The sequence below is a fragment of the Collinsella aerofaciens genome (genome assembly GCF_039758965.1).
Lineage (GTDB): Bacteria > Actinomycetota > Coriobacteriia > Coriobacteriales > Coriobacteriaceae > Collinsella > Collinsella aerofaciens_BR.
In genome coordinates, this window is record NZ_JBDMSL010000018.1 from 1 (window position 1) to 25,007 (window position 25,007).

At 61.6% G+C, this 25,007-nt stretch carries 16 protein-coding genes; 5 read left to right on the forward strand and 11 right to left on the reverse strand.

Going from position 1 to position 25,007, the window contains the following annotated elements; translation table 11 throughout:
* Positions 1–141: 141 nt before the first annotated feature.
* From ABHU32_RS06920 to ABHU32_RS06945, 6 genes are all read right to left on the reverse strand, one after another.
* On the reverse strand, positions 142–4,617 hold the full coding sequence (locus ABHU32_RS06920; RefSeq protein ID WP_172676298.1) for a DNA-directed RNA polymerase subunit beta': 4,476 nt from the start codon (positions 4,615–4,617) through the stop codon (positions 142–144).
* Positions 4,618–4,623: 6 nt separating this feature from the next.
* Positions 4,624–8,115, reverse strand: a complete 3,492-nt coding sequence (gene rpoB, locus ABHU32_RS06925) for a DNA-directed RNA polymerase subunit beta (protein WP_346979487.1) — start codon at positions 8,113–8,115, stop codon at positions 4,624–4,626.
* Positions 8,116–8,623: 508 nt separating this feature from the next.
* Positions 8,624–9,532 carry a UTP--glucose-1-phosphate uridylyltransferase gene (locus tag ABHU32_RS06930; RefSeq protein WP_118079369.1) on the reverse strand — a complete coding sequence of 303 codons (909 nt, stop codon included), beginning with the start codon at positions 9,530–9,532 and terminating at the stop codon, positions 8,624–8,626.
* A gap of 313 nt (positions 9,533–9,845) precedes the next feature.
* Positions 9,846–10,223, reverse strand: a complete 378-nt coding sequence (gene rplL, locus ABHU32_RS06935) for a 50S ribosomal protein L7/L12 (protein ID WP_006235005.1) — start codon at positions 10,221–10,223, stop codon at positions 9,846–9,848.
* Positions 10,224–10,325: 102 nt separating this feature from the next.
* Positions 10,326–10,847, reverse strand: coding sequence for a 50S ribosomal protein L10 (gene rplJ / locus ABHU32_RS06940; RefSeq protein ID WP_117646079.1), 522 nt, complete (start codon positions 10,845–10,847; stop codon positions 10,326–10,328).
* 503 nt (positions 10,848–11,350) lie between these two features.
* Positions 11,351–12,487, reverse strand: coding sequence for a pyridoxal phosphate-dependent aminotransferase (locus ABHU32_RS06945; RefSeq protein ID WP_346979488.1), 1,137 nt, complete (start codon positions 12,485–12,487; stop codon positions 11,351–11,353).
* Between the two features lie 93 nt (positions 12,488–12,580).
* Here ABHU32_RS06945 and ABHU32_RS06950 point away from each other — a divergent pair, with 93 nt between their 5' ends.
* Positions 12,581–13,237 carry a hypothetical protein gene (locus ABHU32_RS06950; RefSeq protein WP_346979489.1) on the forward strand — a complete coding sequence of 219 codons (657 nt, stop codon included), beginning with the start codon at positions 12,581–12,583 and terminating at the stop codon, positions 13,235–13,237.
* On the opposite strand, the gene ABHU32_RS06955 is transcribed toward ABHU32_RS06950, so the two are convergent.
* From ABHU32_RS06955 to ABHU32_RS06975, 5 genes are all read right to left on the reverse strand, one after another.
* Entirely contained in the window at positions 13,234–13,803 is a 570-nt protein-coding gene (locus ABHU32_RS06955) for a DNA-deoxyinosine glycosylase (RefSeq protein ID WP_346979490.1), read from the reverse strand. The two genes, ABHU32_RS06950 and ABHU32_RS06955, sit on opposite strands and share 4 nt — an antisense overlap.
* A gap of 3 nt (positions 13,804–13,806) precedes the next feature.
* Positions 13,807–15,183 carry an alpha-amylase family glycosyl hydrolase gene (locus ABHU32_RS06960; protein ID WP_346979491.1) on the reverse strand — a complete coding sequence of 459 codons (1,377 nt, stop codon included), beginning with the start codon at positions 15,181–15,183 and terminating at the stop codon, positions 13,807–13,809.
* Positions 15,184–15,336: 153 nt separating this feature from the next.
* Complete coding sequence (locus tag ABHU32_RS06965) at positions 15,337–16,533, reverse strand: MFS transporter (protein ID WP_346979492.1); 1,197 nt, start codon at positions 16,531–16,533, stop codon at positions 15,337–15,339.
* A gap of 120 nt (positions 16,534–16,653) precedes the next feature.
* A complete protein-coding gene (gene feoB, locus ABHU32_RS06970; protein WP_271737711.1) occupies positions 16,654–19,014 on the reverse strand; it encodes a ferrous iron transport protein B in 2,361 nt (786 codons plus the stop codon).
* A 472-nt stretch (positions 19,015–19,486) separates the two neighbouring features.
* Positions 19,487–20,386: an alpha/beta hydrolase gene (locus ABHU32_RS06975; protein ID WP_161160737.1), complete on the reverse strand. Its 900-nt coding sequence runs from the start codon at positions 20,384–20,386 to the stop codon at positions 19,487–19,489.
* A gap of 243 nt (positions 20,387–20,629) precedes the next feature.
* Between ABHU32_RS06975 and ABHU32_RS06980 the strand changes: the two genes are divergently transcribed.
* The 4 genes from ABHU32_RS06980 to ABHU32_RS06995 all read left to right on the forward strand — a co-directional run bounded on the left by ABHU32_RS06980 (position 20,630) and on the right by ABHU32_RS06995 (position 24,967).
* Positions 20,630–21,193: a PTS sugar transporter subunit IIA gene (locus ABHU32_RS06980; protein ID WP_022093882.1), complete on the forward strand. Its 564-nt coding sequence runs from the start codon at positions 20,630–20,632 to the stop codon at positions 21,191–21,193.
* A 181-nt stretch (positions 21,194–21,374) separates the two neighbouring features.
* A complete protein-coding gene (gene asnS, locus ABHU32_RS06985) occupies positions 21,375–22,778 on the forward strand; it encodes an asparagine--tRNA ligase (RefSeq protein ID WP_055250271.1) in 1,404 nt (467 codons plus the stop codon).
* Between the two features lie 258 nt (positions 22,779–23,036).
* A complete protein-coding gene (locus ABHU32_RS06990; protein ID WP_346979493.1) occupies positions 23,037–23,825 on the forward strand; it encodes a hypothetical protein in 789 nt (262 codons plus the stop codon).
* Positions 23,826–23,986: 161 nt separating this feature from the next.
* Complete coding sequence (locus tag ABHU32_RS06995) at positions 23,987–24,967, forward strand: ABC transporter substrate-binding protein (protein WP_022093885.1); 981 nt, start codon at positions 23,987–23,989, stop codon at positions 24,965–24,967.
* The last annotated feature ends 40 nt before the right edge of the window (positions 24,968–25,007 follow it).

Here is a 25,007-nt window from a genome sequence, read left to right on the forward strand (position 1 = left end):
TAAAGCCGTTTGTCTCCACCCGCGTAGCGGGTGGTTTAAAGCTGGCCGCTGCGCGGCCAGCGGACTAAAGTCTTGAAAAAAAAAGACCCGCTTCCCTGTTGGGAAGCGGGTCTTTGGAAGGACGGTTAACGTACTTGGAAGTTACTCCTCGTCGTTGTCCTTGGCCTCTTCGGCGTCGTCGGTGTCCACGAGCTGGTTAAGCAGCTCGTCGAGAGAAGCCATGTCCTCGTTGATCGCGCCGTTGGCGGGAGCCTTCTTGTCGTCGATCGGGGCGCCCAGGAGCTCCTCGTCGGCGTCGGCGTGATGCGTCGGAGCGGAGGTACCCAGCAGGATATCGTCCGGACCGTCGGGGCTAAAGACCATCTGCAGCAGCTGCGAGAGGTCTTCCTCGTCGGCAACGTCGTCGTTGTTCTCGAGGATGTAGAGCAGATCGTGGGCCTCCAGGCCGTCGCGGAGTTCCTCGATCGCCTTGGCACCGATGCCATCGATGCGCAGCAGATCCTCCTCGGACTTGCCGACCAGGTCGCCGACCGTCTCGATGCCGACCTCGCTGAACTTGTTGGTCCAGCGCTGCGACACGCCCAGGTCGTCGAACAGGTACAGGCGAGCCTTCTCGGCGGAGATGGTGTGGCCGTTGCGAGTGAACGAACCGTCAGCACCACCGAACTCGTCGTAGCCGGCCCAGTCGAGCTGCTGCGGGAGCTGCTCGTCCAGGTCCTTGAGCTCAACCGGAGCCCACTCGGGCAGCGACTTGGCGTTGGGCGAAGCCGGGCCGTCGATGTCGACATAGCCGTCGGCCGTGCGATACGTCAGCTTGGCGTTGGCGTACGGCTTGAGGCCGGTACCAGCCGGGATCTTCTTACCGACGATGACGTTGGACTTAAGGTCGAGCAGGTGGTCGACCTTGCCCTCAATGGCAGCCTCGGTAAGGACGCCGGCGGTACGGATGAACGAAGCGCTCGACAGCCAGGAGTCGATGTTGGACGCGACCTTGAGCGTACCCAGGATGACGGGCTCGGCCACAGGAGCCTGACCGCCCAGACGGGCAACGCGCTCGACCTCGTCGGCGAACTCGTAGCGGTCGACGTACTGACCAAGCAGATACTTGGAGTCGCCGGGGTTGGTGATCTGAACGCGACGCAGCATCTGACGTGCGAGCACCTCGATGTGCTTGTCGTTCAGGTCAACGCCCTGGCTGGTGTAGACGTCCTTGACGCTCTCAACGAAGGTGTGCATCGTCGACTCGATGTCGGTCAGCTTGCGCAGGTTGCGGAAGTTGACGAAGCCCTTGGTGATCTGATCGCCGGCGCGAACCTCGCAGCCGTCCTCGATCTCGGGCATAAAGCGCACCGAAGCGGGGACGCGACGCTCGTCGAGGACACGGGTGTGATCCTCGGAGTCGGTGAGCGTCAGCACGTACTCGGACTTCTCGGGCTTAATAGAGAGGTGACCGGAGTACGGAGCCAGCTCGGCCTCGCGACCCAGGATCTTCTCGTTGACGTTGCCGACGATATCGAACATACGGCTGACCGTAGGCAGACCCTGCGTAATATCGTCAACGCCAGCGACGCCGCCGGAGTGAATGGTACGCATCGTAAGCTGCGTACCGGGCTCGCCGATGGACTGGGCGGCAATAATGCCGACCGCGGTACCGATGGCGACCGGACGACGGGTGGAAAGATCCCAGCCGTAGCACTTCTGGCACACGCCGTACTTGGAGCGGCAGGTGAGCAGCGCGCGGAGCTTGACCTTCTTGAGGCCCGCATCGACCATCTTCTGGATGTCGGCGACCTTCTCGATGTAGCCGTCCTGCTCAAAGAGCACGGTGCCATCGGGAGCCACGACGTCCTCGATGAAGCAACGGCCGACGAGGTCGGTGTTGAGGTCAGTGGTGCCGGGGATGATGAGGTTGTAGGTGACGCCCTCGTGCGTACCGCAGTCCTCCTCGCGGACGATGACGTCCTGGGCCACGTCGACCAGACGACGGGTCAGGTAACCAGAGTCCGAGGTGTGGGATGCGGTATCGACCAGGCCCTTACGGGCGCCGTAGGTCGAAATGAAGTACTCGAGCGGCAGCAGGCCCTCGCGGAAGTTCGCCTTAATGGGAAGGTCGATCGTCTCGCCGGACATGTCTGCCATCAGGCCACGCATGCCGCCGAGCTGACGCAGCTGGGTCTTAGAACCACGGGCGCCGGAGTCGGCCATCATGTACAGCGGGTTCTCCTCGTCGAACATGTCGAGCATGAGCGCTGCAACCTTATCGGTACAAGCGGTCCACTCGTTAACGACTTCGATGTGGCGCTCCGTCTCGTTGATGAAGCCCTCCTCGAAGTACTCGTTGATCTGGTCGACGTTAGCCTGGGCGCGATCGAGCAGCTCCTGCTTCTCGGCAGGGATGAGAGCGTCCCACACCGAGATGGTGAGGCCGGCGCGGGTAGCGTAGTGGAAGCCGGAGTACTTGATGGCGTCGAGGATCGGACCGACCTTGGCCTCGGGGTAACGATCGCAGCAGTCCGCAACCAGCTTGGCCACATCGCCCTTGACCATCTTGTAGTTCATGAACTCATAGTCTTCGGGCAGGCACTGGCGGTTGAAGATGATGCGGCCGATGGAGGTCTCGAAGCGCGCAGTCTTGTTGCCGGTGACGTCGTAGTCGACAAACTCGTTCTTGCCGTTCTTGACGCGGAAGATACGGGTGCCGTCCTCGTTGATGACGTTGGCGTCGGCAGCGGACACGCGGACCTGAATCTTGGCCTGCATGTCGACCTCGGAGCGGCAGTCATAGGCGTGCAGCGCGTCGTCGAAGCTGGCGAACACGTGGTTCTCGCCCGGCAGACCGTCGCGGACCTGGGTGAGGTAGTACACACCGATGATCATGTCCTGCGAAGGGATGTTAACCGGCTTGCCGGATGCCGGCGAGCGCAGGTTGTTCGCAGAGAGCATGAGCACGCGAGCCTCGGCCTGAGCCTGGCTGGACAGCGGCACGTGGACAGACATCTGGTCGCCGTCGAAGTCGGCGTTGAAGGGCGAGCAAACCAGCGGATGCAGGTGGATAGCCTTGCCCTCGACCAGCACCGGCTCAAAGGCCTGGATGGACAGACGGTGCAGGGTCGGTGCACGGTTGAGCAGCACGACGCGGCCGTCGATGACCTCTTCGAGAATGTCCCACACAAAGGTGGCACCGCGGTCGATAGCGCGCTTGGCACCCTTGATGTTCTCGACCTTGCCAAGCTCGACTAGGCGCTTCATGACGAAAGGCTTGAAGAGCTCCAGCGCCATGGTCTTGGGCAGACCGCACTGGTGCAGCAGCAGCTTGGGGTCGGTAACGATTACCGAACGGCCGGAGTAGTCGACACGCTTACCCAGCAGGTTCTGACGGAAACGACCCTGCTTGCCCTTGAGGGCCTCGGCGAGCGACTTGAGCGGGCGACCGCCACGGCCAGAGACCGGGCGACCACGACGGCCGTTGTCGAACAGGGCGTCCACGGACTCCTGGAGCATGCGCTTCTCGTTGTTCACGATGATCGCAGGGGCGTCCAGGTCGAGCAGGCGCTTGAGTCGGTTGTTACGGTTGATCACGCGACGGTACAGGTCGTTGAGGTCGGACGCGGCGAAGCGGCCGCCGTCAAGCTGGACCATCGGGCGCAAATCGGGCGGAATGACCGGAATGACGTCCAGGATCATGTTCGCGGGGCTGTTGCCGCCCTTCAGGAAGGCGTCAACGACCTCGAGGCGCTTAACGGCCTTCTCGCGCTTCTGCTTCTGGGAGTCCTCGTCGGCGATGATGGCCTTGAGCTTCTCGGCCTCGGAGGGGAGGTCGATGGCAGCGAGCAGGTCGCGGACGGCCTCGGCACCCATGCCACCCTTGAAGTACATGGAGTAGTAACGGGTCATCTCACGGAACAGCGGCTCATCGGAAATGAGGTCGCGCTCGCTGAGCTTCATGAAGGCGTTGAAGGCGTCCGTGCGGAGCTGCTTCTCGTCCTTGCACTCTTCCTCGATGTCGACGATGCCGGAGGCGATCTCCTCGGGGGTCAGCGGCTCCTCGTCGGAGAACTCGTCAAAGTTCTCGGGGTTGCCCTGCTCCTTGAGGGACTCGATCTGGCGGGCGCACTCGGCATCGATCTCTTCCAGATCGGCGGCGAGCTCCTCGCGCAGGTCGTCGGCGTCGGCCTCGCGAGCCTCGTAGTCGACCTCGGTGATGATGTAGCTGGCAAAGTACAGAACCTTCTCGAGGTCCTTGGACTTGATGTCGAGCATACGGCTCATCGGGAAGCTCGTGGGGCTCTTGAAGTACCAGATGTGGGACACGGGAGCGGCGAGCTCGATGTGGCCCATGCGGTCGCGACGCACCTTGGCCGAGGTGACCTCGACGCCGCAGCGCTCGCAGACGATGCCCTTAAAGCGGATGCCCTTGTACTTGCCGCAGGAGCACTCCCAGTCCTTGGCGGGACCGAAGATCTTCTCGCAGAACAGGCCGTCCTTCTCGGGCTTGAGGGTACGGTAATTGATGGTCTCCGGCTTCTTGACCTCACCGTGCGACCAGGAACGGATCTGGTCGGCGGAGGCAAGGGAGATCTTTACCGAGTCAAAATCAGTAGCTTCGAAATCTGCCACAGTCAACTACTCCTTATCAGTGGTCGTGGCGGCGACAGCCTCGGGCGCCTCGGCGGTCTCGGCATCCTCGGCCTCGACGTCGGCGTCAACACCGGCGAGCGCAGCCAGGTCGTCGAGAGCAGAGGTCTCCTCGGCGGTCACAGGGGCGGAGGCGTCCTCGTCGGCATCGTGCATGGGCTCGATGTCCAGTGCGAGGGAGCGAATCTCCTTGACGAGAACCTTGAAGGACTCGGGGATACCCGGGACAGGAACGTTCTCGCCCTTGACGATGGACTCGTAGGTCTTGACGCGGCCCACGGTATCGTCGGACTTGACGGTCAGGATCTCCTGCAGGACGTTGGAAGCACCGTAAGCGTACAGTGCCCAAACTTCCATCTCGCCGAAGCGCTGGCCGCCGAACTGAGCCTTGCCACCCAGAGGCTGCTGGGTAACCAGGCTGTAAGGGCCGGTCGAACGGGCGTGGATCTTGTCGTCGACCATGTGGCCGAGCTTGAGGATGTAGGACGTACCCACGGTAATGGGCTCGCGGAACTCCTCGCCGGTGCGGCCGTCGAACAGACGGGTCTTGCCGCGCTCGTCAAGCTGGGTGACGAACTCGGGACGCATGTGATCGCCAAAGGCAGCGGTGGCCTTGTTGAGCATGTTCTTGTTGGCACGACGGATGACCTCAGCGATCTCGTCCTCCTTGGCGCCGTCGAAGACGGGCGTCGCGGTGAAGAACGGACCGGGGACGTACTTGTCGGAGTCGGCCTGCTCGGTATCCCAACCGCACGCAGCAGCCCAGCCAAGGTGGCACTCGAGCAGCTGGCCGACGTTCATACGCGAAGGAACGCCCAGCGGGTTGAGGATAACGTCGATCGGGGTACCGTCAGCCATGTAGGGCATGTCCTCGACCGGCAGAACGTTACAGATAACACCCTTGTTGCCGTGGCGGCCGGCGATCTTATCGCCCTGCTGGATCTTACGACGCTGGGCGACGTAGACGCGCACCTGCTCGTTGACGCCGGGGGCCAGGTCGTCGCCGTTCTCGCGGCTAAAGCGGACGACGTCGATGACACGGCCGTAAGCGCCGTGAGGCATCTTAAGGGAGGTGTCGCGGACGTCGTGGGCCTTGGCACCGAAAATGGCGCGCAGCAGGCGCTCCTCGGCGGTCAGAGCGCTCTCGCCCTTAGGCGTGACCTTGCCGACCAGGATGTCGCCAGGGCCGACCTCGGCGCCGATGCGGATGATGCCGTCCTCGTCGAGGTTGGCAAGCATGTCCTCGGAGAGGTTCGGGATCTCGCGGGTGATCTCCTCGGGGCCGAGCTTGGTGTCGCGGGCGTCGATCTCGTGACGGGTGATGTTGATGGTCGTCAGCAGGTCCTCGGCCACCAGGCGCTCGGACACGACGATACCGTCCTCGTAGTTAAAGCCTTCCCACGGCATGTAGGCCACGGTGAGGTTCTGGCCCAGCGCGAGCTCGCCGTGATCGGTCGAAGGACCGTCGGCCAGAGGCTCGCCCTGCTCAACGGTGTCACCGACGCGCACGAGCGGACGGTGGTTGATGCAGGTGGACTGGTTGGAGCGCTGGTACTTGGCCAGGTGATACTCATCCATGCCGCCGGCATGCTTGACGATGATCTTGGCGGCGTCGGCAAAGATGACCTCGCCGGCGTTCTTGGCCAGGGTGACCTCGCCGGAGTCCAGAGCGGCGCGACGCTCCATGCCGGTACCGACATAGGGAGCGGCGGGGTGAACCAGCGGCACGGCCTGACGCTGCATGTTAGCGCCCATCAGCGTACGCTTGGCGTCGTCGTGCTCCAGGAACGGAATCAGCGTTGCTGCGACGGAGAGCATCTGACGCGGCGAGACGTCCATGTAGTCGACGTCCTCGACAGGCACGTCGGCGGGAGCGCCGAAGGAGCCGTCGAAGTCGCGGGTACGGGCGATCACGGTGTGCGGACGGACGATCTTGCCCTCGGCATCGGTCGTGATGAACTCGTTGGTCTTGGAATCGAGCGGCGTGTTGGCCGGCGCGATGACGTGCTTCTCTTCCTCGTCGGCGGTCATCCAGTCGATCTGATCGGTGGCAACGCCGTTCTCGACGCGGCGGAACGGGGCCTCGATGAAGCCATACTCATTGACGCGGGCGTAGAGGGCGAGCGAGCCGATCAGGCCGATGTTGGGGCCTTCGGGGGTCTCGATCGGGCACATGCGGCTGTAGTGCGAATTGTGAACGTCGCGGACGGCCGTCGGCACGTTGGTGCGGCGGCTGGAGCCGGACTTGTGGCCGGCAAGACCACCAGGGCCGAGTGCGGACAGACGGCGCTTGTGGGTCAGACCGGTCAGGGGGTTCGCCTGGTCCATGAACTGCGAGAGCTGCGAGGAACCGAAGAACTCCTTGATGGAGGCCACGATCGGGCGGATGTTGATGAGCGACTGCGGGGTGATCTCGTCGATGTCCTGGGAGCTCATGCGCTCACGGACGACGCGCTCCATACGGCTCATGCCGATACGGAACTGGTTAGCGACGAGCTCGCCGACGGTACGGATGCGGCGGTTGCCGAAGTGGTCGATGTCGTCGACCTTGAAGCCCTGCTCGCCAGCAGCGAGGGACAGGAGGTAGCGCAGCGTCGCGACGATATCCTCGTCGGTGAGCACCGTGACCTCTTCCTCGGTGGTGAGGTTGAGCTTCTTGTTGACCTTGTAACGACCGACGCGGGCCAGGTCGTAGCGCTGCGGGTTAAAGAGCAGACCCTCGAGCAGGCTGCGGGAAGCGTCCACGGTGGGAGGCTCGCCCGGGCGCAGGCGACGGTAGATCTCGATGAGGGCGTCCTCGCGAGTGAGGGCGGTATCGCGCTCCAGGGTGCGCTTGATCACATCGGAGTTGCCGAGCAGCTCGATGATGTCGTCGTTGGTGACGGCGATGCCAAGGGCGCGCAGGAACATCGTGGCGCTCTGCTTGCGCTTACGGTCGATGGAGACCATGAGCTGGTCGCGCTTGTCGACCTCAAACTCAAGCCAGGCACCGCGGGACGGGATGATCTGGGCCTTGTAGATCTGCTTGCCCGAATCCATCTCGGAGCTGTAGTACACGCCCGGGGAGCGGACGAGCTGCGAGACGACGATACGCTCGGTACCGTTGATGATGAAGGTGCCCTGATCGGTCATCATGGGGAAGTCGCCCATGAAGACGAGCTGCTCCTTGATCTCGCCGGTCTCCTTGTTGGTGAGACGAACGTCGGTCAGAAGCGGAGCCTGATAGGTCATATCCTTCTCGCGGCACTCCTCGACGGTGTGCGCGGGGTCGCCGAACTGATGCTCGCCGAAGGTAACCTCGAGAACATGGTTCTGGCTCTGGATGGGGCTGGATTCCTTGAACGCCTCACGAAGGCCCTCGTCCTTAAAACGCTCAAAGGATTCCCTTTGAACAGAGATAAGGTTGGGGAGCTCCATGGCCTCCGGGATTTTCCCGAAGCTGACGCGCTTGCGCTCAGTGGCAGTGTATGCGTAGGTCACCAGGTTTTTCCTCCTTCACGGAAATGCTCGGTGGGTTGGCGAGGCATAGCTTCGCCAGTTATCGCAACCTAATAGTTTATCAGGTACCGACCGTTGGGCAAGAAAAGCCTTGACGCGATTGAGTTTTTGGAGTAGCAAAGTTTTTCGACAGAAAATGCGCAGGTAGATATGTGTGTATCGAACATCTGTTCATATATTTTCTGTGAACGAGACTACTGGTGCGGGCCGCTGAACGGCGGAATGGCGGCAAGGGTTGATCAGGCGGAAACTGCGTCCCGTTTTGAGGCCTCAAACTGGGACGCAGTTTCCGATTGAGCCCTGTATGGGAAACTGCATCCCGTTCTGAGCCGATATTCCGGGTCGCAGTTTCCGTTAGGGGCCCCAACCGGAAAGCGCATCCCAGAATTCGAGCAAATTGTGGGTCGCACTTTCCGGAGCTAAGCAGTAACTCGCATAAAAAACGGGTGCAGACCGAAGTCCGCACCCGTAAATGTCGATGCCCAAAGGATTACTTGCGCATCAAGCCACCGCGCTCGTCGATGGCGTCCCAGAAGGCGCTGGCAAAGCGAGGATCGCTTGCGGCCATGAGGGCGTTGGTGGCCATCCAGCCAGACGGGGTGCCGGTGTCGTAGCCCGAGAGCGGGTCGATGACGACGGCGTACATGGCCTCGCGGTCGAGCGAGCGGGCCATGGCGTCGGTCAGCTGGATCTCGCCGCCCTTACCGGCCTGCTGATCGGCGAGCAGGTCCATGACCAGCGGGCTCAGCAGGTAACGGCCAACGATGTACAGGTTGGAAGGAGCCGCCTCGGGAGCGGGCTTCTCGACCAGACCGCCGATGCGCCAAACGGCACCGGGCTCGTCGTCGGCAGCATTCTCGAAGCCCTCGAGCGAGCCAACGCGATCGCCGGCGATGACGCCATAGCGGCTGACTTCCTCGGGAGCGCACGCGGCAACGGCAATAACCGAAGCGCCACCGTGCTCCTTGGAGACAGCAAGCATCTTGTCGCAGATGTCACGGTTGGGCACAACGTAGTCGCCTAGAAGAACCAGGAAGTTCTCCCCTGCCACGGCGTCGGCAGCAGAGCGAATGGCGTGACCGAGGCCCTTGGGCTCGTACTGATAACGGAAGTCGACCGGCATGCCGCCTGCGTGGGCGACGGCGTCGGCGTAAGCATCCTTACCGCGCTCGCGCAGCAGATTCTCGAGCGAGCGATCGGGCTGGAAGTAGCTCAGCAGCTCGGGCTTACCGGGAGAGGTAACGATGATGGCGTCGTCGACCTCCTCGGGGTCGAGCGCCTCCTCAACGACATACTGAATGACCGGCTTGTCGAGCACCGGCAGCATCTCTTTGGGCGTGCACTTAGTGCCAGGCAGAAAACGCGTGCCAAGACCGGCGGCGGGGATGATTGCCTTCATGTTATTCAAGGATCCTTTCGCAGGCGCAGAATGCGCCCTGTGCGTGCGGCACGGCGGCCGCAGACCAAATTGCGATACCGAAGTATCTTACCGCCGGAGACATACGTCGCCGTAAGGCAAACGCAATTCTTCAGCAGGTCAACGCAAATTATTGCTCGAATGGTGCAATTTTACGCCCCAGCGGTAACGGGATTGGCACGGCGAAGACAACGGTGCTCTGCGTGCCGAGCAATGGGAATGATGAGCCAAAACAAAAAAGACGGGGCTCGCAATGCGAACCCCGTCTGCAAAGAAATCTGGCGAGAAAGCCTGACTACTTGAGGGTGACAGCAGCGCCAGCAGCCTCGAGCTTCTCCTTGGCAGCCTCGGCGTCCTCCTTCTTGGCACCCTCGAGAACAGCCTTGGGAGCGCCCTCGACGACCTCCTTGGCCTCCTTCAGGCCAAGGTTGGTGAGCTCACGGACGGCCTTGATGACCTGGATCTTGTTGTCGCCGAAGCCCTCGAGCACGACGTCAAACTCGGTCTTCTCCTCGGCCTCAGCAGCGCCAGCAGCGGGAGCGGCGACAACAGCGGCAGGAGCAGCGGCGGAAACGCCGAAGGTGTCCTCGATAGCCTTGACGAGCTCGGAAGCCTCGAGAAGGGTCATTTCCTTAAGAGCATCGATGATCTCATCGGTGGTAAGCTTAGCCATTTCTAAGTCCTTTCGGTTTCCGTGCGGATGCACGGAGATCAGTTAAAACACGGCGCGAATGCGCCAGGGGTGCGGCGTTGCCGCCGCGGGTGAAAACAGCAACTAGGCTGCCTTCTGCTCGGAGACCTGCTGGATCGAACGAGCGAGACCAGAGGAAACGCCGTTGACGCAGACAGCGATGTCGCGAGCGAAACCGGAGATGAGACCGGCGATCTGGCCGAGAAGCTGGTCCTTGGTGGGCAGCTCGGCGATAGCCTTAACATCATCAGCGGAAACGGCCTTGCCGTCGGAGATACCGCCCTTGATCTCAAGGACACCCTTGGACTTAGCGGAGAAGTCCTTAAGGGTCTTAGCGGCCTCGACCGGCTCGGTCTCGTAGAACACATAAGCGACGGGGCCGGCGAGGATCTCGTCGAGCTCGGGCTGCTCCTGGTTCTTAAGAGCGATCTTGACCAGGTTGTTCTTGTAGACCTTCATCTCGGCGCCGCACTCGCGAAGCTGATGACGCAGCTCCTGAGCCTGCTTAACCGTCAGACCGTTGTAGTTGACGACGAACAGACCGGCGTTCTCGGCGATACGGGACTCGATCTCTGCAACCTTGTCGATTTTGTACTGCTGGGGCATGAATTACACCTCCTCGAATTCTTTCCGGGCACGGTCCGCCACAAGGACGTGACGGGGGCATGTCCAAAAAGAAAGCCCCCGCGCTGCGTGAGCGACGGGGGCGAGAAGACATATCTACTCGACCACCTCGGCTGGCGGGATGTCCCATTAAGCTCGCGGGCGATGCCCGTTTGCACCGGCTGTCTCTGGCAGCGGATTCGTGCGTGAACCGAAAGTATTATGGCGGGGACCCCGGCGTCGGTCAACGGGCGCGAGGATTCGTACACAAACCCTGCATACGCTCCGGTCCGAGGGGCCGGGTTGAGATTTTCGCTCGGTCAAGTCCTGGCTCGCACGAAGGCCACATTAAGTGGCCTTCGGCTCGTGCGGAATCTACGAAAATCTCAACCCGGCCCCTCGGACCGGAGCTACGGTAGCTTTGCTGCGAATCTTCGCGCCCGTTGAGCGACGCGCCCCACGCATAACCCTTATGTCGGTAGGCTGATGTGTTGCGTCCCGTTGGGCTATAAGGTTGAAATGAAGGTGGACAGGCGATTTAGGCCTTCGTCCAGGTTTTCGTCGGAGACGCAGTAGCTGAGGCGAATGTGGCCTTCGGTGCCGAAACAGTCGCCTGGGACTAGGGCTACGTTTGCTTCTTTGATGGCTTGGATGCAGAAGGCTTCGCTGGTTAGGTCGAACTTTTTGATGCTCGGGAAAGTGTAGAAGGCTCCTGCGGGCTCTACTACGTCGAGGCCTATGGCGTTTAAGGCTGCGAGCACGCGTTCGCGGCGGGCTCGGTAGACTTTGAGCATGGGGGTGGGATCGACGGTCAGGGCTCGGGCTGCGGCGTCCATTTCGAAGGAGACGGCGCTCGATACTAGGTATTGGTGAGCTTTTGCGATCTCGGCGATGACGGGGGCTGCGGCTGCGAGCCAACCCAGGCGCCAGCCGGTCATAGCCCAGGGCTTGGAGAAGCTCTCGATGACGACCGTCTGCTCGCGAAGCTCCGGGTGACGCTGGGCAAAGCGCTCGTAGCCATCCACATAGACCAGACGGTTATACACGTCGTCGCAGACCACGTAGATGCCCGTCTGCTCCGCCACGTGCGCCACGGCGTCGAGCGAAGCCGCGTTGAGGATACAGCCCGTAGGATTGTTGGGCGAGCAGATGACGATAGCCTTGGTCGCCGGCGTCACGCAAGCACGAAGCGCATCCTCGTCAATCTGAAATTGCGCAGGCTCCGTATCCAAAAAGACTGCTTTGGCGTGGTTGGCCACAACGATGCTTTCGTACAGGCCAAAGGCCGGCGTGGGGATAATGACCTCGTCGCCGGGGTTGAGCATAGCCATGAATGTTGCCGACAGTGCCTCGGTCGCACCGTCGGTCAGGATGACCTCGTCAGCCGAAAACGTAAGGCCCGCGTCCCCCATATAGGCAGATAACGCCTCACGCAGGGCGGGGCGACCGTTGTTGGGCGGATAGTGTGTGTCACCGCGGTCCAGTGCGGCGGTCACCTCGGCGCTAATCACATCGGGCGTGGGAAAATCGGGCTCGCCGAGCGCGAGCGCGATGCACCCCGGATGCTGGGCGGCGAGCGCGTTAATCCGGCGGATACCGGAGGGCTTGAGCATGGCAAGCGAGGTATTCATGGGCAGACGCATGGCGTTCCTTTCGTAAGGGTTGCACTAGGATAGCGCGGCGGGGCGCCACCAGACGGTGTAACCTAAACGGAAACGAGCCGGAAAGGAGATGGCATGGAGACGACCGCGCGCGGCGACGTACCAAAAACACTGAACACCATTGCGTATATCAGTATTCCCAATAGCGCCGATCTTGATTTTTTGCTCTGGGACCTGCAGGATGCCATCGCCGCCTATGCTCAACTTTCCGGCACCGCACTCCCCCGCCCGGTCGACTTGAAGGCAAATGACGCCGGCAGCGTTGCCGATGGCATCGTGCTGGCCATTGAAGATGTGGCTGACGATGAGACGTTGACAGCCATCGAGCAGGCGCTTGAGCGCTTTGGCGGTACGGGAACGCGCGTCTATGCCGCGATTCGAGCCGCACAAGAGGGCACTGAGCAGGCGCGTGGGACCGCCGTTCGCCTGCACAAGGCATGTGAGCGCCATGATCAATTGTGGTGTGGCGGCGTTGCCATCTGCGCCGGCAGCGGCATCGCAGCGCTTCGTCGCTCCCCGCGCATGGGACTCTTGCGGCGACCGTTTTCGGAGGCCATGGACAAGCTCGTGGGCGCCGTTCGCATGGGGTGTTCCGTCGAACACGCGCAGAAGCTCGGTGGCGCCGCAACGGGTGGCGTCGACACCGACGGCATGGTGCGCGCCACGTCTGCGCTGCCCACACCGATCTGGCACGCCGTTATGAGGCATCTTGCCGAGCACTCAAACTGCTAAATCGAAAAAGCCTGCCAATCAACGGCTTCACTCCAGCGCTCGACAAGGCGTTCCAGACGCCACGCCGCATTGGCGGGACTTGTCGACGGCAGAACGATGGCCGGCAGCCCGGTGCGCTCTTGTAGATAGCGCTTGTAGAGCCGGCCAGCTGTACCACCGTTGCATATCACCTGCTCAATGGGAGCTGCGCCGGTAATGCGCTCGATATGTGCCGGCACAACGTTACGAATGCTCGCATCGCTCGAGCCCTTAATGTCGCAGCTCTCGATCACGTCCCACAGGGCCACGCCGCCGTTCAGCAGCATAGCCCGCTTGGCGGCAATCGAGGCGTCAAGCGTCACGGGCTCGCCGCTCGCCAAAGAGTCTCCCTCGTTGGGCGGCACGGGCGCACCAAGGCACGCGGCCATCACGCGCCAAAAGCGGTTCTGCGGATTGCCATAGTAGAAGGCATTGGCACGCGAGAGCACCGAGGGAAACGACCCCAGCACCAAAACGCGCGAGCGCTCGTCAAACACGGGCTCAAACCCATGCTCAATATGCTGATAGCCCTCGTCCGGCGCAGTCATGAATTAGGCCCTCAGCAGATAACGCACCTCATAGGGCGCAAGTTCAAGGGAGCCTGTCAGCTCGACCGTGGGCGCATCGTCGGCAAGCAGGTCGACGAAGGAGCCGTTGAGTTCGCCGGCTCCAAAGGTATAGGGCTCGTTCACGGCATTGACCGCCACGAGCACCGTCGCGTCGTCGCAGGCGCGCTCGAACAGCAGCTGCTTGTTCTGGATCACCACGTTGCGATAGGCACCGTAGTTGAGGGCACGGGCTGCCGCGTCGTTTGCCGAGCGCAGGTGCGCGAGCTGCTTGATGAAGGCCGTCAGCTCGTTGGGCGCAGGCTCATCGAGCGCAGGTCGCAGCGCCCAGTCGCCATCGGGGCCGCCCTTTTCGCCGGCAATTCCCCACTCGCTGCCGTAGTAGACGCACGGGATGCCCGGCATGCCAAAGAGCATGCCGTAGGCGGGACGCAGGCAGAACTTGTCGGTAAGGATGCTTGCCAGGCGCGGCACGTCGTGGTTGTCGACAAACGACAGCAGGTGCTTGCCACGGTAGATGCACCAGGGGTCGCCGCCAAACTGACGGTGCAGCGAGTGCGCGATCTCGAACATGTTGACCGAGTTAAAGCTAGAGTACAGGCCCTTGTAGCACTCGTAGTTGGTGCAGGAGTCGAGCATCTCGTCGTTGACGATCTGGTTGTAGTCGCCGTGGAGCGTCTCGCCGATCAGCACAAAGTCGGGCTTGAGCTCACGGGTAAAGGCGTGCAGGCGGCGCATAAAGTCGCGGTCGAGCATATAGGCGACGTCCAGGCGCAGGCCGTCGACGCCAAAGACGTCGGCCCAACGGCGCACGGACTCGAGCAGGTAATCGACCACAGCGGGATTTTGCAGGTTGAGCTTCACAAGCTCAAAATGGCCTTCCCAGCCCTCGTACCAAAAGCCGTCGCCGTAGCAGGAGCCGCCGTCAAAGCTAATGTGGAACCAGTCCTTGTACGGCGAGTCCCACTTGCGCTCCTGCACATCGCGGAAGGCCCAAAAACCGCGGCCGACGTGGTTGAAGACGGCATCGAGCACCACGCGGATGCCATGGGCATGCAGCGTGTCGCATACGGCGGCAAAGTCGGCGTCCCCACCCAGGCGACGGTCGATATGGCGCAGGCTGCGTGTATCGTAGCCGTGGCTATCAGATTCGAGCGGTGGGTTGATAAGCACAGCGCCAACGCCGAGTTCCTGCATGTAGTCGGCCCATTGGGCGACCTTCATGATAGGAGCATCGGGGTTGGGCGCGGCGTTGGCAGCCTGGGCGAGCTCATCCTCGGCAACGGGCGCGGCGTTTTCGCGCGGAGCCCCGCAAAAGCCCAGCGGATAGATCTGATAGAACGTCGTCTCGTATGCCCACATAGCAGCCTCCCGGTAAGCTCAACACAACGACATCCATTGTATGCCCAGCTTGTATCCTCTCCCCCAAAATAAGTTGCGGTGGAATAGTTCCTGCTTGGACCTTCAGAGGCCTTAAACAGGAACTATTCCACCGCAACTGATGAGGAAACGTGATTAGGCGACAGACTTTGCGCGGCGTATGGCCGGGAACATCACCGTGATAGCGAGGATGACGCCCACGACGGCAATCGACCCGCCCGCGAAGCCGATCCAGGCGATACCGGGACCCGAAACCACGGCTCCGCCGATCGCGGTACCCGTGCCAATGCCCAGATTGAACAGGCCCGAGAAGATCGACATGGCGACGGCCGACGAATCTGCCGGCGTGTGCTTGATGAGCTCGGCCTGAAACGCCACGTTAAAGGCCGTGGCGCAGCAACCCCACAGTGCGCAGACGGCAAGCACTGTCACGAGCGACGATGCGGCCGGCCCCATGAGCAGCAGGGCCACCGGCACGCCGGAGAGCGTGATAGCCAAGAACGGGAAGCGATGCCCATCGAACAGGCGGCCGAACAGCCAGCTTCCGAGCAGACCGGAGCAGCCGAACGCCGTCAGCGTCATGGTGATAGCGCTTGCGTCGACATGGGCGACCTGAGCCAGGAAAGGCTCGATATAGCTGTAGCTTGCGTAATAGCCGGTCGCCATGAAGACCGTGACTGCGTAGAGCGCGATGAGGAGCGGGTTCTTGAGCAGCTCGGGCAGCTGTCTGACGGTAAAGCGCTCACCCGCCGGCATGGCCGGGAACACCGCTGCCTGGTAGACGGCCGCGATGGCTGAGAGGCCCCCGACCACGGCAAACGTCATGCGCCAGCCCACGGCCAAGCCAATGGCGCGACCGAGAGGCAGGCCAAAGATCTGCGCGATGGACGAGCCCGTAGCGATCATGCTGATGGCGAGCGCGCCGTGGCGAGTGTCGACCAGGCGCGAGGCCATAATCGAGGCGACTGACCAGAACACGGCATGTGCGCAAGCGACCACCAGGCGCGCGCAGACCAGGATGGGATAGGTCGGCGCCACAGCGGACAGGAACTGACCGAGCGAGAACACGGCAAGCACGCCCAGCAGCATCCGCTTAAACTCGAAACGCGAAGCGAACACCATGAGCGGCAACGACAGCAGCATGACGCCCCAGGCATAGACCGAGATCATGATGCCCGCCTGGGCCTCGGTGAGCGAGAACGACGCGGCGATATCAGTCAAAAGGCCGATGGGCATAAACTCCGACGTGTTGAACACGAACGCACAGCAGGTGAGCCCGACGAGTGGGAGCCACTGCCTGAGCGTGATGCCGTCTTGCCTTGCCTGACTCATATATAACATCTCCAATCATTTTGAGCGGAGGCGATTATATAGCAACGGTCCCGCATCCGTCAGTAACGGACACGGGACCGAAACAATTCGATACACAGAGGTTACGCCGTCAATAAATAACTAAGCCAACCCCAGCAATATGCCCGCCGAATGCACGACAAACGCCACAATCCAGGCAACGGCGACCTGAAACGCGAATACAGCCACGGCATAGCGCGCGCCCAACTCGCTCTTGACGGCGCCGATTGCCGCCACACAAGGCGGGTACAGCAACGTAAAGACCAAGAACACGTAGGCGGTAAACGGCGAAAACATGGTCGACAGCGCCGCGGGCGACGTTGCGCCCAAAAGCACCGTGAGCGTCGAGATGACGCTCTCCTTGGCAATGAGCCCCGTGACGAGCGCCGTCGAGGCGCGCCAGTCGCCAAAGCCGAGCGGGGCCAACACCGGCGCGATGATGCTACCCAGACCGGCAAGCAGGCTTTGCGACTGGTCGGCGACCACGTTAAAGCGGATGTCGAACGTCTGAAGGAACCAGATGACCACGGTCGCGGCAAAGATAATGGTAAAGGCCTTGGTGATGAAGTCCTTGGCCTTATCCCATGCCAGCATCACCGTCGTCTTGACGCTCGGCAGGCGGTAATTGGGGAGCTCCATGATAAACGGCACCGGGTCGCCCTTAAATGCCGTGCGGTTGAGCACCAAAGCCGCGATGCAGCCGACCACGATACCGATCAGATAGAGCGAGACCATGGCGGGAACCGTCGCCTGCGGGAAAAACGCCCCGCACAGCAAGCCGTAAACCGGCAGCTTGGCTGAGCAGCTCATAAACGGCGTGAGCATGACCGTCATCTTGCGGTCGTGCTCGGATGGGAGCGTACGGGTCGACATGATAGCCGGCACGGTGCAGCCAAAACCGACGAGCATGGGCACGAAACTGCGGCCCGACAGGCCAAAGCGACGCAACACCTTATCCATGACAAAGGCCACGCGCGCCATGTATCCGGAGTCTTCCAGAATGGAGAGGAACAAAAAGAGCACGACGATAATCGGCAGGAAGGTCAGCACACTGCCCACGCCCGTAAGTACGCCGTCGACAGCCAGCGAGCGCACCACGTCGTTGGTACCGAACGCCTTGAGGCCCGCATCGGCCGAGGCGATGATGGCAGCGATACCGTCCTCCATGAGTCCCTGCAACGCCGCGCCGATCACGCCAAACGTCAGCCAAAAGACGAGGCCCATGATCACCAGAAACGCCGGAATGGCTGTGTAACGACCTGTCAGGATGCGGTCAATCTTGACGGAGCGCACGTGCTCGCGGCTCTCGTGCGGCTTGACGACGCAACGCCCGCACACGTCGCCGATAAAGCTAAAACGCATATCGGCCAGCGCAGATAGGCGGTCGGTGCCGGCCTCGCCCTCCATCTGGGTGATGATGTGCTCGATAGCGTCGAGCTCATTGCGATCCAGGTGAAGCGCCTCGGTTACCAGCTCATCGCCCTCGACCAGCTTGGTCGCCGCAAAGCGCACCGGGATGTGCGCCGTCACGGCATGGTCCTCGATCAGGTTAGCAATACCGTGGATGCAGCGATGCAGCGCACCGCCGTCCGGACCGTCGGGCGCGCAAAAGTCCAGGCGACCAGGGCGCTCGCGGAACCGCGCCACGTGCAGGGCGTGGTCCACCAGCTCGCCGATGCCCTCGTTGCGGGCAGCGCTAATGGGGACAACGGGCACGCCCAACAGGCTCTCGAGCAAGTTGACGTCTACGGCGCCGCCGTTGGCGGTCACCTCGTCCATCATGTTGAGCGCGATGACCATAGGACGGTCAAGCTCCATGAGCTGCAGTGTCAGGTACAGGTTACGCTCGATGTTGGTAGCGTCAATGATGTCGATGATGGCGTCCGGGCGCTCGTCGAGGATGAACTGACGGCTCACGACCTCCTCGCCTGTGTACGGCGACAGGGAGTAAATGCCGGGCAGGTCGGTAACGCTCGCCTCGGGATGGTTACGGATGGTGCCATCTTTGCGGTCGACCGTCACGCCGGGAAAGTTACCGACATGCTGGTTGGAGCCCGTCAGTTGGTTGAATAACGTGGTCTTGCCGCAGTTTTGGTTGCCGGCGAGGGCAAAGTGCAGCGGCGCGCCCTCGGGCACGGCCGTCTTTGCCGCACGGGGCGAATACGTCCCCTCGCCCAGGGCCGGATGCTCCGTCGTGCCGATTGCGGCGTTAGCGCGCGGACCCGTATCGGTGTCGTGAATACCCACGAGCTCGATGCGAGCGGCATCGTCCTTGCGCAGTGTCAGCTCGTAGCCACGCAGGCGGATCTCGAGCGGGTCGCCCATGGGGGCGTACTTCATCATGGTGACTTCGGTGCCCGGCGTTAGACCCATGTCCAAAATATGCTGTCGGAGTGCCTGATCGTCCGATGCCACCGATGCGACAACGGCGTCCTTTCCAATCTCGAGCGTATCGAGCTTCACGTCCGTGTTCCTCCCCCGGCGCCCACAGGGCGTTGCATTTATGTTCACCTTGGCTAACCGTTTGCCACGGCTAACCAATTTAACCATGCATGATAGCGCGAACACACAACGATGTTCAATCAGCAAATTGGCGCAATGGGGACAGGCAGGAGAGTTCAGGGCCATAGTTTCCCGATGAGGCCTCTCGGGGAAACTACATCCCAGAATTCCGGCTCGAAACGGGATATGGTTTCCCAAACAGGCCTCTTACGGAAAATGCATCCCGGAATCCCCGCTCGAAACGGGACGCGCTTTCCCAGTCGAGGCCCTATGGGAAACTGCGTCCCACCTTGAAAGGCAAAACTGGGGCGCAGTTTCCGGACGGGGCATCAAAAACGAAGTTGCGGTGGAATAGTTCCTGGATGGGCTGGTTGATGCCCCAGATAGGAACTATTTCACCGCAAGTTATTGAAGGGCTTGGATGCCGGGACTCTTACAGATGGCGCTCGAGGAAGCGGAAGGCCAGGCGGATCCAGGGACGGACCGCCACCTGCTTGTCCTCGTTGTCGACCGCGGTGTTGGCGTTGCCGAGCGAAAGGCCGTGACCGCCCTGGTCAAAGACGTGCATCTCGCAAGCGACGCCCTCCTCCGCCATGCGTTGGGCAAACGGGTAGACCTGCGCGATCGGCGCCGTCTTGTCGTCGGACACGCCCCACACAAAGGTCGGTGGCATCTGACGCGAAACATGCGTGGTGGGGCAGATGTCGGCCAGATGCTCGTCAGTTGCCTCGCCGCCCGTCACCATCGACAGGTAGTCGTTGAGCAGATCGCGCCCCGTCTTGCCGCCCGTCTTGGGCACACGCAAGTCAATGCGCGGATCGCGCGTCTGCATGTCGCGCACATAGGCAAAGTCGAGCAATGGATAACCCAGCACCACGGCATCGGGACGAATGTCGTCCGGACGTGCCCCGGCAAGTGCCGCGAAGGGGCCGGTCTTCCACTGCGTTGCCAGCGAGGCGCAGATCATGCCGCCCGCCGAGAATCCCACGACGCACACGCGCTTAGGATCGACATGCCACTCGTCGGCGTTGGCGCGCACCGTGGCGACCATCTTGGCAAGATCTGCCTGGGGGTGCGGAAAGCTCACGTCACCCGTAGAACTCGTGACATAGTTGAGCACAAAGGCCTGGTAACCGTGATCCAAAAACGCAAACGCCACAGGATCCTGCTCATGCGGAGCGATATGCGTAAACGCACCTCCGCCACAGATAATCACGGCAGGGCGGCGGCCATTCGGTTTATCGGGCAGCGGCTCGGCACCCAAATACGTAAACGTCGCCGGATATTCCTCGGTCGGTTCCTCGCCCCACAGCGCATGGTTCTCGACAATCATATGTGCTCCCTTCGCGCAAATTATGCGCCCTTGTTTTTCGCCTTCAAGCGTACCCCACTTGAACCCGTGGCACAGAAACACTCCGGCAATAAGTTTCCCTTCAACTGATATATCACATAATCCCAGTTCAGAGGTATCGTTGAGCAGCGTAGAATAGGGGCGTTGACCAAGCCGCGAAACACATGTGAAACGTTTCCGGCAAACCAAACGCGCGATATGCGCCTATTTAAGTTGGAGGCAACTATGGGTCTGCTCGATTCGCTTAAGTCCACCTTCACCTCGACCGGCGAGGCGTCCGTTCCGCCCGCAGCAAGCTTCGCTACCCGCGAAGGCGTCATCTATGCCCCCGTCAACGGCGTGCTCGTCAACCTGGACGAGGTTCCCGACGAGACGATCGCCTCGGGCATGCTTGGCCAGGGCTATGGCATCGAGCCCATTACCGGCACCATCTATGCGCCCGCCAACGGCCGCATCGGTGCCACCACTGTCACCAACCACTCCATCGGCATGATCACCGAGGACGGCCTGCGCGTGTTCATCCATGTTGGCCTGGGCACCGTGGAAATGAACGGCAAGGGTTTTGCCCGCTTTGTCGAGATGGGCGATGTGGTCAAGGCAGGCCAGCCGCTCATCAGCTTCGACCGCGAGGCCATTAAGGCCGCTGGTCACGAGGACATCGTGACCGTCATCGTCTCCGAGCTCGATCGTCTTAAGAGCATCGACCATGTCGGCGAGTCTGGAACGCTTATCGGCGGCAACCCGCTCGTCAAGCTTGGCGACCCGCTGCTGGTTGCCAAGACCAAGTAGCCAGGCCCCACGCCACACAGCCAAAAGGCACCTCGTCAAGCGCCCGCGACCATTTGGCCGCGGGCGCTTTTCGTTTGAAAAACCATCCCGCCAATGCTTTATCTGTATAGCTCAAATGAGCCGAGCTGCTAGAATATCGAACTGTATGGATAACTATCATTCAACCGTTATGGGAGGATACGTGAACCGCACCAAAATCGCGCAGCTCTATGCCGATGCCGAGTCGCTCGGCGGCCAGACCGTCACCGTCGCCGGCTGGGTCAAGTCCGTCCGCGACATGAAGAACTTTGGCTTTGTTACGCTCAACGACGGCAGCTGCTTCCGCGACCTGCAGGTCGTCATGAACCGCGAGGCACTCGACAACTACGACGAGATCGCCCATCAAAACGTCTCGGCCGCACTCATTTGCACCGGCACCGTCAAGCTGACCCCCGATGCGCCCCAGCCTTTCGAGCTTTCTGCCACCTCCATCGAGGTCGAGGGCACGAGCGCCCCGGATTACCCGCTGCAGAAGAAGCGCGCAACCGTCGAGTTCCTGCGCACCCAGCAGCACCTGCGCCCGCGCACCAACCTGTTCCGCGCCGTGTTCCGCATCCGCTCTGTCGCGGCTGCCGCCATCCACCGCTTCTTCCAGGAGCAGGGCTTTGTCTACGTCAACACCCCCATCATCACCACGAGTGACTGCGAGGGCGCCGGCGAGATGTTCCGCGTGACCACGCTCGACCCCAAAAATCCGCCCCTCACCGAGTCCGGCGAGGTCGACTGGAGCCAGGACTTCTTTGGCAAGCATGCAAGCCTCACCGTGTCCGGCCAGCTCAATGCCGAGAACTTTGCCATGGCCTTTGGCGACGTGTACACCTTTGGCCCCACCTTCCGCGCCGAAAACTCCAACACCACGCGCCACGCCGCCGAGTTTTGGATGATCGAGCCCGAGATGGCCTTCGCCGACCTCAACGACTACATGGACAACGCCGAGGCCATGCTCAAGTACGTCCTTAAGGACGTTATGGCCACCTGCCCCGACGAGCTCAATATGCTCAACAAGTTTGTGGACAAGGGTCTGCTCGAGCGCCTGGACCATGTCGCCAACTCCGACTTCGCCCGCGTCACCTATACCGAGGCCGTCGAAATCCTGGAGCAGGCCGTCGCCGCCGGTCACAAGTTTGACTATCCCGTGAGCTGGGGCATCGACCTGCAAACCGAGCACGAGCGTTTCCTGACCGAGGAACACTTTAAGCGACCGACTTTTGTGACCGACTACCCGGCCGAGATCAAGGCCTTCTACATGCGCATGAACAACGACGGCAAGACCGTCGCCGCCGCCGACTGCCTGGTGCCGGGCATCGGCGAGATCATCGGTGGCTCCCAGCGCGAGGAGCGCCTGGATCTGCTCGAGGCCCGCATCAAGGACCTGGGTATGAATCCCGAGCAGTACAAGTACTACCTTGACCTGCGCCGCTACGGTTCCTGCAAGCACGCCGGCTACGGTCTGGGCTTCGAGCGCTTGGTCATGTATCTGACCGGCGTGGGCAACATCCGCGACGTCCTGCCGCACCCGCGCACCGTGGGCAACGCCGACTTCTAATCGTCGGACGCTAGCTCGCGTCGCCACACGCCAACGCTCATCGCACAAGCGCCTCTCGACATCGGTCGAGAGGCGCTTTTTTCAACAGCATCCGTCAAGCTTTTGGCAAGTTTTTGGACAGTTGAGCAGGGCTGTTGAAAACTCGACCCGCCGTTTGCCGACGACTACCGACCGCCCAGAGCGCCCTGCGCCCCTGGGAAAGCCCCACGTCCTAGGCTCCATACCGTCGCCACCCAAAACGGAAAGGACGTGGGCACCATGACCGAAGCCGCTGTTGAAACCTACGACACCACGACGAGAGGCGCCGCCTCGATGGCAGCCTATCGCGCCGTTCGCATCCTGCAGCTCTTGAGCGAAAACACCGGCGAGGACAAGGCCATGCTTTCCGATGAGTTGATCCGGCGCCTCGCCCATCCCGACGACCCCGCCCGCATGCCCATCTCGGCGGCGCGGCGCAGCATCTACACCGCCATCTCCGCGCTTCGCCATGCCGGATACGAAATTGAGTACAAACGCGGCGTGGGCTACAAACTTCTTACCCGTCCGCTCACCGATGAAGAGATCATCCGGCTCCACGGTATGGTCATGCGCAACCGCTCCACGCCTATCGCTATCCGCAAGAGCATGGCGCAGCACTTAGTTGCCATGGCGAGTGCCGACGTTCGCGGCTACCTCGATACACCCGAACCCGTTCCGAGCGCAGGCAGCAAGGCTACCAAGGCAACACGCACGCCCATCAAGCGCATCGACACGTGCGAGCTCGTCGAGCAGGCCATCGACCACGGAACCACGGTGAGTTTTGATATTTCGAGCGTCACGGCACGTGGCGAAACCGAAGTAGCACGGATGACACTCCGCCCCTTTGCCATCAGGCAGCGCGATGGCATCTCGTATTTGCTGGGAACGGTCTATGACGCCCGAGGTGCCGATGACACGCTGCGCACCGTAGAGATTGGCCGCATGAGAAACGTCACCACACGTCTCCTCGACGGCAAGAAGCTCTTCGCCGCCCTCGACGAGGAGGACGACGCCTCCTCCGCCGCATAAGACCCTCCGCCGCCCATTCGACTACCCGTACCGCCCATCCGATTCTGTATTAAAAAACCCGCCAGGCTGTTGTAAAAATGGACATCAGCGCTACTATAAGTTCCACTTGCACTTTGTCCCAGTGCAGTGTTTCCAGCCATTTTTATACTGGGGGTAATGATATGAAGGACATCACCATCAGTCGCAGGAGCCTTCTGGTCTCCGCCGGCCTGCTCGCGCTCGCCCCGCTCGCCGGATGCGGCGGCAACTCTGGTTCCGGCTCTGCTGCCGCCGGTTCCGACTACACCATCGGCGTTCTGCAACTCACCGAGCATTCCGCACTCGATGCCGCCAACGACGGCTTTGTCAAGGCCATCAAGGAGAGCGGCCTTAAGGTCAAGATCGACCAGAAGAACGCCCAGAACGACCAGTCCACGTGTAAGTCCATTGCCGACAAGTTTGTGGGCGACAACGTCAACCTGATTTATGCCATCGCCACGCCCGCCGCGCAGGCTGCCGCCGGCGCCACGGCCGATATCCCCATCGTGGGCTGCGCCATCACCGACTACGCCGCCTCCGGCCTGGTCCAGGACAACGACAAGCCCGGCACCAACGTCACGGGCGCTTCCGACCTCACCCCGGTCGCCGAGCAGCTCGAGATGATGCAGAAGGTCCTGCCCGACGTTAAAAAGGTCGGCCTGCTCTACTGCACCGCCGAGTCCAACTCCGACGTCCAGATCAAGGCCGCCAAGAAGGAGCTCGACAAGCTGGGCCTCGAGTACACTGACTTCACCGTCTCGAGCTCCAACGAGATTCAGTCCGTCGTCGAGTCTGCCGTGGGCAAGGTCGACGCGCTGTACTCCCCCACCGACAACACCATCGCCGCGGGTGCCTCGCAGGTCGGCCAGATCTGCAAGGAAAACAAGCTTCCCTTCGTGACTGGCGAGGAGGGTATGTGCATGGCCGGCGGCCTGTTCACCCTCTCCATCAACTATGAGGACCTGGGCTACGCCGCGGGCGAGATGGCCGTTAAGATCCTGAAGGGCGAGGCCAAGCCCGAGGATATGCCGATCAAGCACCTCTCGAGCAAGGACCTGGTCGTCGTCAAGAACGACGAAATGGCCGAGGCCCTGGGCATCGACCTTTCCGCCCTGGACGCGTAATGCCATACGCGGCATGCGTCTAGAGCCCGTGCTCGCGCTT